This is a genomic window from Crocosphaera watsonii WH 8501, assembly GCF_000167195.1.
GTDB classification, from domain to species: Bacteria; Cyanobacteriota; Cyanobacteriia; order Cyanobacteriales; family Microcystaceae; genus Crocosphaera; species Crocosphaera watsonii.
Window position 1 is genome coordinate 1 of sequence record NZ_AADV02000161.1, and the last position, 10,030, is coordinate 10,030.

7 protein-coding genes and 1 pseudogene are annotated in these 10,030 nt (G+C 38.5%); 7 read left to right on the forward strand and 1 reads right to left on the reverse strand.

Features of this window, described 5'->3' with window-relative positions; translation table 11 throughout:
- Positions 1-45 precede the first annotated feature (45 nt).
- From CWATDRAFT_RS26740 to CWATDRAFT_RS26760, 5 genes and pseudogenes are all read left to right on the forward strand, one after another.
- Positions 46-556 (forward strand): annotated as a pseudogene (locus tag CWATDRAFT_RS26740) (cell division protein FtsH); the annotation flags it as partial.
- A 265-nt stretch (positions 557-821) separates the two neighbouring features.
- Complete coding sequence (bchB, locus tag CWATDRAFT_RS26745; protein WP_007307931.1) at positions 822-2,348, forward strand: ferredoxin:protochlorophyllide reductase (ATP-dependent) subunit B; 1,527 nt, start codon at positions 822-824, stop codon at positions 2,346-2,348.
- Positions 2,349-2,493: 145 nt separating this feature from the next.
- Positions 2,494-2,739, forward strand: coding sequence for a hypothetical protein (locus CWATDRAFT_RS26750; RefSeq protein ID WP_007312932.1), 246 nt, complete (start codon positions 2,494-2,496; stop codon positions 2,737-2,739).
- A gap of 247 nt (positions 2,740-2,986) precedes the next feature.
- Positions 2,987-4,354, forward strand: coding sequence for an NAD-dependent succinate-semialdehyde dehydrogenase (locus tag CWATDRAFT_RS26755; RefSeq protein ID WP_007307933.1), 1,368 nt, complete (start codon positions 2,987-2,989; stop codon positions 4,352-4,354).
- Positions 4,355-4,514: 160 nt separating this feature from the next.
- Positions 4,515-6,167 carry an acetolactate synthase large subunit gene (locus tag CWATDRAFT_RS26760; protein ID WP_007307934.1) on the forward strand — a complete coding sequence of 551 codons (1,653 nt, stop codon included), beginning with the start codon at positions 4,515-4,517 and terminating at the stop codon, positions 6,165-6,167.
- A gap of 152 nt (positions 6,168-6,319) precedes the next feature.
- Here CWATDRAFT_RS26760 and CWATDRAFT_RS26765 read toward each other — a convergent pair whose 3' ends face one another.
- Positions 6,320-6,871: a Uma2 family endonuclease gene (locus CWATDRAFT_RS26765; RefSeq protein WP_021830410.1), complete on the reverse strand. Its 552-nt coding sequence runs from the start codon at positions 6,869-6,871 to the stop codon at positions 6,320-6,322.
- A gap of 251 nt (positions 6,872-7,122) precedes the next feature.
- On the opposite strand from CWATDRAFT_RS26765, the gene CWATDRAFT_RS32085 reads away from it, so the two are divergent.
- The gene (locus CWATDRAFT_RS32085) at positions 7,123-9,501 is read left to right on the forward strand and encodes a beta strand repeat-containing protein (RefSeq protein ID WP_007307935.1); all 2,379 of its coding nucleotides are present in this window, start codon (positions 7,123-7,125) and stop codon (positions 9,499-9,501) included.
- 57 nt (positions 9,502-9,558) lie between these two features.
- A partial coding sequence (locus CWATDRAFT_RS26775) for an IS1634 family transposase (RefSeq protein WP_042712542.1) occupies positions 9,559-10,030 on the forward strand: 472 nt, incomplete at its 3' end.

Consider the following 10,030-nt stretch of genomic DNA (forward strand, 5'->3'; position numbering starts at 1 on the left):
GGGATAGACTCGAGCTCGGTACCTGTTGCAGAAAGATGACATTATCCCCGTGGCCGTGCCGGTGGGTTACCTGGTTACTCCAAGTGAAGATCGCATGGAGTCAGGGTTGATGTCTCGTTCTTATCTACAAAATCAGATGGCTGTGGCCTTGGGTGGCCGTGTTGCTGAAGAAATCATCTTCGGTGAGGAAGAAGTCACCACCGGTGCTGCTAGTGACTTACAACAGGTGGCCCGGGTTGCCCGTCAGATGATCACTCGCTTTGGAATGAGCGATCGCTTAGGACCAGTTGCTTTAGGACGGCAAAATGGAAATGTCTTTTTAGGGCGAGATATTGCTTCTGATCGCGACTTTTCTAACGAAACTGCCTCTGCTATCGATGAAGAGGTTCGCGGACTTGTAGATACTGCCTATGCACGGGCTAAAGATGTCTTAGAAAGTAACCGTCAAATCTTAGACACCTTAGCAGATATGTTAGTGGAAAAAGAAACTGTTGATTCTGATGAACTACAACAAATCTTAAGCACTAATGAAATTAAAATGGCTAGTTTAGTCTAGGTTTAAACCTAAATAAAAAGACTCGAGCAGCACTGTTATCTGTGCTGCTTTTTTTATGGAGATTCCTCGTTCCTGAGCAATGATATTGTCTAACATTAAGATTAATTAAAATTAAACCAGAACAAGATTGGTCAAATGCCCTTCAAACCTATTCAAAATGGGTGATGTAGGCAATTTTTACTTATGTAACATTATTTAATCAGATACTCAATAAAGACAACAATTTTGGGACAATCAAGATTATTTACCACATTAGGAGAATTCTATGAAACTGGCCTATTGGATGTATGCTGGCCCTGCACATATCGGCACCCTACGCATTGCTAGTTCTTTCAAAAATGTTCATGCGATCATGCACGCACCTTTGGGAGATGACTATTTTAATGTTATGCGATCGATGTTAGAACGGGAAAGAGATTTTACTCCCGTTACTGCTAGTGTAGTCGATCGCAATGTTTTAGCTAGGGGTTCTCAAGAAAAGGTGGTTAACAATATTGTTCGCAAAGATGGGGAAGAAAACCCCGATTTAATTGTTTTAACCCCTACTTGTACCTCTAGTATTTTACAAGAAGATTTAGCTAATTTTGTCGATCGCGCGCAAATGGATGCCAAGGGAGATGTTTTATTAGCAGATGTCAACCATTATCGTTACAACGAGTTTCAAGCTGCTGACAGAACTTTACACCAAATTGTTAAATTTTACCTGGAAAAAGCCCAGAAAAAGAATCAATTATCTACTGAAAAAACAGAAAATCCTTCCGTTAATATTATCGGTATTTCTACTTTAGGATTTCATAATCAACACGACTGTAGAGAGTTGAAACAATTAATGAAAGATTTGGGAATTGAAGTTAATGAAGTGACTCCCGATGGTGCATCGGTTCATAACTTAAAGAATTTACCGAAAGCATGGTTTAATTTAGTACCTTATCGAGAATTAGGGTTAGCCACGGCACAATATTTACAAGAAAGTTTTAACCTTCCCTATGTGGATATTACACCGATGGGGGTAGTAGAAACAGCGAGATGTATTCGTAAAATTCAACAGATAATTAATGAGCAAGGGGCTAATGTTAATTATGAAGAATATATAAACGAACAGACTTTATATGTGTCTCAAGCTGCCTGGTTTTCTCGCTCCATTGACTGTCAAAATTTAACGGGTAAAAAAGCCGTTGTTTTTGGGGACAATACCCATGCTGCTGCCCTTACAAAAATTTTAGCACGGGAGATGGGAATTCATGTAGTTTTAGCCGGAACTTATTGTAAATATGACGCAGAATGGTTCAAAGAACAAGTGAGCGAATATTGCGATGAAGTGTTAATTAGTGATGATAATGGAGCCATTGGAGATGCCATCGCTCGTATCGAACCCTCTGCTATTTTTGGCACCCAAATGGAACGTCATGTAGGGAAAAGATTAGACATTCCTTGTGGTGTTATTGCTGCACCCATTCATATTCAAAACTTCCCTATTGGTTATAAACCTTTCTGTGGTTATGAAGGCACAAATCAGATTGCCGATTTGATCTATAATTCCTTTACTTTGGGGATGGAAGACCATCTTTTAGAAATTTTTGGGGGTCATGATACTAAAGAAGTTATTACCAAAGGAATTTCTGCTGATTCTGATTTGAACTGGAACAAAGAAGCACAAACAGAATTGAATAAAGTTCCTGGTTTTGTTCGGGGTAAAGTAAAACGAAATACAGAAAAATTTGCCCGTGAACGAGGATTTTCTGAGATTACCTTAGAAGTAATGTATGCAGCAAAAGAAGCAGTAGGAGCCTAGTTAAAGTAGGGTGGGTATTGCCCACCTTTTAGAATTAATAATGATTATGAAAATTTCATCTAACTTAGTCATTTTTCAAAGGTAACTTATTTTTATGATCCAGTTTTACTGTATCATATTTAATGAAAATATAATGCACAAAATAATGAAAGAGACAATTTTAACTTGGTTGAACCGTTTATTGGTGGCGGATGTTTTTCTAGTATTTCTGGGTTTTTTTTGGTTGATAGCTGCGGTTATTGGTCGTTCTGTCGGAGTTCCCCTCGGTTTTGACCTCTGGTACAAACTTTGGCAACCTTTATTTAATCCTGCCATTGGTATTCTTTTTTTAGGAGCAATTCTTAGTTGGGGAATTAATAAGATTTCTCAAAGACTAGATTCTAATTCTTAAAAGAAACGGCTATTAATTAACCCTAGTAGCAATTAATTGAAATATAATTAATTCTTCCACTCCTAACTAACTTAGTGTAAATTTATGTATATAAATGTAAAGAAAGTCCTCCGTTGTCTTGTTATAGAGTCAATCTAGAAATAGATATTAAAAATTCCCAAAAAACACCCATTACCTGAGTGTAGTCATAGCACACTAGGAAAGAATGTTAGAAATTGTACACAATAAAGGGAATTAGGAGGACAAAATGGGTATCGCCACAGTTAACCCAGCAACGGGAGAAACCATTAAAATTTTTGAACCCCTTACAGCAGAAGAGATTGAGATTAAACTCGCTTTAGCTGAGTCTACGTTCAAAAAGTATCGTAAAATTTCCCTAGAACAAAAGAGTCAATGGTTGAATGCTGCCGCCGATATTTTAGAACGAGATCAACGTAAACTAGGGGAAATAATGACCCTAGAAATGGGTAAACCGATCAAAAGTGCGATCGCAGAGGCGAAAAAATGCGCCTTAGTTTGTCGTTACTACGCAGAAAACGCAGCTAACTTTCTCAAAGATGTTCCGGCCCAAACGGATGCCAGTCGTAGCTTTATCCGTTATCAACCCTTGGGGATTATTTTAGCCGTTATGCCCTGGAATTTTCCCCTCTGGCAAGTGTTTCGCTTTGCGGCACCTGCCTTGATGGCTGGAAACATTGGCATTCTTAAACACGCTTCTAATGTCCCTCAATGCGCCTTAGCAGTTGAAGCTATCCTGACAGAAGCAGGGTTTCCTCAAGGTAGTTTCCAAACCTTACTGATCGGCGCCTCTCAAGTAGAAGCTATTATCAATGATCCCAGAGTCAAAGCAGCTACCTTAACAGGAAGTGAACCCGCCGGGGCCAGTTTAGCTTCTGCGGCTGGTAAACAAATTAAGAAAACCGTTTTAGAATTAGGGGGCAGTGATCCTTTTATCGTCTTAGAAAGTGCCGATATCGAAGCAGCAGCTACCACCGCAGTAACAGCCAGGATGCTAAACAATGGCCAGTCTTGTATTGCAGCCAAACGCTTTATCTTAGCCGAGTCCATCGCCGATCGCTTTCAAGCTCTACTCACAGAAAAATTTAAGGCATTGACAGTAGGCGATCCCATGCAGGAAGAAACAGACATCGGGCCACTGGCTAACGCCTCCATGTTATTAGAATTAGATCAACAAGTGCAAGAAACAGTCACAAAAGGGGGCAAAATAGTAATAGGGGGTAAAGCGATCGCCGATCAACCTGGTTACTTTTATCCGCCCACCATTTTAACGGATATTCCTGTAGATTCTCCCGGATATTACGATGAGTTCTTTGGTCCTGTGGCTTTACTCTTCCGAGTTAAAGATATAGACGAAGCCATTGAATTAGCTAATGATACCATCTTTGGGTTGGGAGCTAGTGCCTGGAGCAATGAGCCAATGGAACAAGAGCGACTGATCGATGAGATCGAAGCTGGATGCGTCTTTATTAATGGTATGGTCAAATCCGATCCTCGCCTACCTTTCGGTGGAATTAAGCGATCGGGTTACGGACGGGAATTAAGTATTGAAGGAATGCAGGAATTTCTCAATGTTAAAACCGTGTGGATTAAGTGAGGAGTTCATCATAAATAGTGGTTTTTGTCAAGGATCTTTGCTTAAATTAGACATAAGAGAAATTTGATAATCCATCCTCAACTCCCGAAACGGTCTAGAAACCAAGATTTCGGGAGTCGCTATTAACTCATCAGTATCATCAACATAAGGGAAAACTCACATGGGGGAAATGAACACAGCCGAATTATTGGTAAAATGCCTCGAAAATGAAGGGGTAGAGTATATTTTTGGTTTGCCAGGGGAAGAAAACTTACATATCCTTGAGGCACTCCAAGACTCTTCTATTCAATTTATCACCACCCGTCACGAACAAGGGGCAGCTTTTATGGCTGATGTCTATGGACGACTCACAGGTAAAGCAGGAGTCTGTTTATCCACTCTTGGGCCTGGAGCAACCAACTTAATGACTGGGGTTGCCGATGCTAATCTAGATGGTGCGCCCTTAGTTGCTATTACGGGACAGGTGGGAACGGACAGAATGCACATTGAGTCCCATCAATACCTAGACTTGGTGGCTATGTTTGCACCGGTGACCAAATGGAATAAACAGATTGTTCGTCCTAGTATTACCCCGGAAATCACCCGTAAAGCCTTTAAATTGGCACAAAGCGAGAAACCTGGAGCGGTTCATATCGATCTCCCCGAGAATATCGCAGCTATGCCGGTAGAAGGTCAACCTTTAAAACGGGATGACCAAGAGAAAACCTACGCTTCTTATCGTAGTTTAAACGCTGCGGCTATGGCTATTTCTAAGGCCAAAAATCCCTTAATTTTAGTGGGTAATGGTACTATTCGGGCCCAAGCTAGTGAAGCGTTAACGGAGTTTGCTACTACTTTAAACATTCCTGTGGCCAACACTTTTATGGGTAAAGGGGCGGTTCCTTACACCCATCCTCTCTCCTTATGGACAGTGGGTTTGCAACAACGGGATGTTATTACTTGTGCTTTTGAACAAAGCGATCTCGTCATTGCTGTGGGTTATGATTTGATCGAATATTCCCCCAAAAAATGGAACCCTGAAGGGAAAACTCCTATTATTCATATTGGCATGGAACCGGCCGAAATTGATAGCAGTTATATTCCTTTAGTGGAAGTGGTGGGGGATATTAGTGATTCTTTGATGGATATTTTAAAACGGGCTGATCGTCAAGGAAAATCAACCTCTATTGCTACTGGTTTACGTAGTAAGTTAGTCACAGAATACGAAAATTATGCCCATGATGAAGGTTTTCCCATTAAACCACAAAAAATTATCTACGATCTGCGTCAGGTGATGGGACCAGAAGATATTGTCATCTCTGATGTGGGGGCCCATAAAATGTGGATGGCCCGTCATTATCATTGTGATAGTCCTAATACTTGTCTCATTTCCAATGGGTTTGCAGCTATGGGGATCGCTATACCTGGGGCGATCGCTGCTAAGTTGGTGGCCCCAGATAAGAGGGTGGTTGCAGTGACAGGAGACGGGGGTTTTATGATGAACTGTCAGGAGTTAGAAACGGCTTTACGGGCCGGTACTCCTTTTGTTACTCTTATTTTCAATGACAATGGTTATGGTTTAATTGAATGGAAGCAAATTAATCAATTTGGTAAGTCTTCTTTTATTAAGTTTACTAATCCAGATTTTGTTAAATTTGCCGAAAGTATGGGTTTAAAAGGGTATCGTGTGGAGTCTGCTGATGACTTAGTTCCTACCTTGAAAACTGCCTTAGAACAAGGGGTTCCGGCGGTGATTGATTGTCCCGTTGATTATGAAGAAAATATCCGTTTCTCGCAAAAATCTGGTGATTTAAGTTGTCAGGTTTGGGAGTAATTTGTAGGGTGGGCATTGCCCACCTTACTATTAATAATCATTATTTACCTGGTTGTGCGACACAGGTTGTTTATCTGTTGACTTAGATTCTCTAGACATTCAATATGACGCTAGAATAGTAGAGATGGCGATATCGTAATATCTTCTTTCCTTTAACGGTTAAAAATTTCATTCACTATGATATTAAGATCAGGAAAAGCTAAGGGTGATACTTGACTGTCTAAAGATAATCTTGTTTCATTTTTATACAGTCCATTAATAGGAGAACGATAGATAATTAACTGTTTATTATTAACATCAACCACCCAATAGTCTTGAATATTTGCTGCTGCATAAGTATTTCTTTTTTCTGAAGTATCAAACTTCAAAGTAGAATGAGATATTTCAATTAACAAATAAATATCTTCAGGGTAGGGATGATGGGAACGATAAAGAGAATGGGGAAGACGAACAATAGCAATATCTGGTTCAGGTTCAGATTGAGTAAGGGTAATAGGTCTTGCTTCTCTAACCCAAGCTATTCCTTGGGTTAATCGACGGAAATAATCAGCCAAAGTTTCCCCAATATAAGTATGTTCTGTTCCTTCAGGAGACATTTCTAAAATAAGTCCATTAATTAACTCAACGTCACGATAAATTAATAGTCCAGCTTCTATCATTTTATGATAGTCTTCAACCGAAAATTTAGCTATTATTGCTTCCATTTTTGTCAGTTTATTTATGCAATCTACGTAATAATATTTTAGCTCATGATTCCATGTCATCAGTTGAAACTTGCTATATGCACTAATCAGCGCAAAATTGAATGTAATCTACGATACTTAAGCATTTAGCTGTATAAATAGAGTATTTTTGTTAAAAATATTTAAAAACACTTGACCCCCCCCTTTTTTATGTAATGATTGAGGCGGAAAACAATAAACTATCCAAATTTTCCTTTGGTTGAGGAGTAATTATGAATTTCAAGCAAACTTTAGGCATTGTGACCACTGCTATCGGATTAGGAATTATTCCTAATGTTGCCAATGCTGCTATAATCGGGGTTGATTTTGGTCCTATTGGTTCAAGTACCCCCACTAATTGGAATTTAGTAACTGGAGCCGGCACAACTAACAATTTAATCGAAGAAGAAACTGGGTCGACAACTGATGTCAATATTACAGTTAGTTCTAATACCTTTGGCAGATCAGTAAGTAATGCAGGGGATGTCAATGGAGATGGTATTGATGACCTTATTATTGGTGCAGAGGGTGCCGATCCCAATGGTAATAGTTATGCAGGGGAAACATATGTAGTATTTGGTTCAGAGTCTTTTGGGGATACATTAAATTTATCATCTCTGAATGGAAGTAATGGATTTGTAATTAATGGTATTGATGCACGTGACTACTCAGGGAGATCAGTAAGTAATGCAGGGGATATCAATGGAGATGGTATTGATGACATCATTATTGGTGCATTTCTTGCAGATCGCAATGGTAATTCTCTATTAGGGCAAACATATGTAGTATTTGGTTCAGAGTCTTTTGACAGTACATTAAATTTATCATCACTGGATGGAAGTAATGGATTTGTAATTAGTGGTATTGATGCACGTGACTACTCAGGGAGATCAGTCAGTAATGCAGGGGATGTTAATGGAGATGGTATTGATGACTTTATTATTGGTGCATATGGTGCCGAACCCAATGGTAATCGTTTTGCAGGGGAAACATATGTAATATTTGGTTCAGAATCTTTTGGGAATACATTAAATTTATCATCACTGGATGGAAATAATGGATTTGTAATTAATGGTATTGATGAATTTGACAACTCAGGATTTTCAGTAAGTAATGCAGGGGATATCAATGGAGATGGCTTTGATGACCTTATTATTGGTGCATTTCTTGCACAGCCCAATGGTAATATTGACGCAGGGGAAACATATGTAGTATTTGGGTCTTCTTCTTTTGAGGATACATTAAATTTATCATCTCTCGATGGAAGTAATGGATTTGTAATCAATGGTATTGATGAATTTGACAACTCAGGATTTTCAGTAAGTAATGCAGGGGATATCAATGGAGATGGCTTTGATGACCTTATTATTGGTGCATTTTTTGCAGATCCCAATGGTAATGAGGATGCAGGGGAAACATATGTAATATTTGGTTCAGAGTCTTTTGGCAGTACATTAAATTTATCATCACTGAATGGAAATAATGGATTTGTAATTAATGGTATTGATGCAGGTGACAACTCAGGATTTTCAGTAAGTAATGCAGGGGATGTCAATGGAGATGGTATTGATGACCTTATTATTGGTGCAGATCCTGCCGAGGCCAATGGTAATAGTTATGCAGGGCAAACATATGTAATATTCGGTGGGCAGAACAACAATTCCAATTCATTGTTATCCGTAACAGCAGAAGTTGATAGCAATAGTTTAACGGAAACTCCTTTAGTAACAGATCAAGGAATAGAAACCTTTTTCGTTGAAGTTAAATTAGATGAACCAGTTACAGACTTACCCGGATTAATCATTAACTATGATGTCACAGGCACAGCCACTTTAGGAGAAGACTATTACATATCCCAAACAGATATTAGCACCACTGATGGCTCATTCCCCACAAACTCCATCTTCATTCCTCAAGGTGCAGATTCAGCTAACATTTACATCACTCCTTTAGCCGATGCGATCGTCGAAGGAGATGAAACCATTGAAATAACATTACAGTCAGAAACAGTCTTTGGTTTATTTGGTGATCCTTTAGAAAATAATATTTTCGTTAATAGTGGTACAACAACAATAACCCTTACCGATAGTGAAGACTATACCGCAGGAGTCGCCATAGTTGATATTTTTGGCGAAGAAGTAACAACAAACAATCCCCTTGTTATAAATGAGAATGGGGAAACTATTTATTCTGTAAAACTAACCAGTCAACCTCTTAATGATGTCACCGTTGAATTTAATAATGGTGGTACAAATTTAACTACTATCGCCTTTAATGAAAATAATTGGGATAGCTATCAAGAAATAAGACTTACTGGTATTGAAAATCCCCTGGATATAGATGTTACTGCCACCAGTAGCGACTTAAATTATCAATTAACCTCTACCATAACAGTTACTAATGAAAGCGAGCGCAACAGAATCAGAGTAACAGAAGGAGGATCTCCCCAACCAGAAGAAGTTCCCATTGTCAGCATTGTTGCTGTAGAAGATGCTAATGAAGGAGATACCACCCCTGGGGAGTATTTAATCCCAGATTCCGCACTTCAAAAAGTAGCATTAAATACTACAAGCCTGGGGTTAATAATTAAGTATAATTGCTTAAGCTCTTGAAGACAAAAAAGTGGGATAATTGCTTAAGTTGTTTCCTCTGTAAAAAAAGAGCGAAAAATGTCTTATTTAGAAGAAATACAAGTTAAAAATTTAGACCATTTAGGGATAGTAGCTGGTTTAATTGATGAAATAGGAATAGTCAAAATAATTAATAATAAATTAGGAATAGATGTTAGAGAAAAAATCTCAGCAGGTACAGTAGTTAAGTCTATTTTAATCAATGGACTAGGATTTGTTTCAAGACCTCTATATTTATTCAGTCAGTTTTTTCAAGATAAAGCCATTGAGAAATTGTTAGGAGAAAGAATTAAACCTGATTACCTTAATGATGATAAAATTGGGAGAGTAATGGATGAATTATATAAATATGGACTAAATGATATTTTTATTGAAGTAGTTTTAGAAGTAATTAAAAAAATTAAAATAGACCTTAAATACTCCCATTTAGATTCCACGTCATTTCATTTAGATGGAGAATATAAAAGGGGGGATCCTCTAGATCGAAATCAGCATCAAGCTGCCTGCCGTT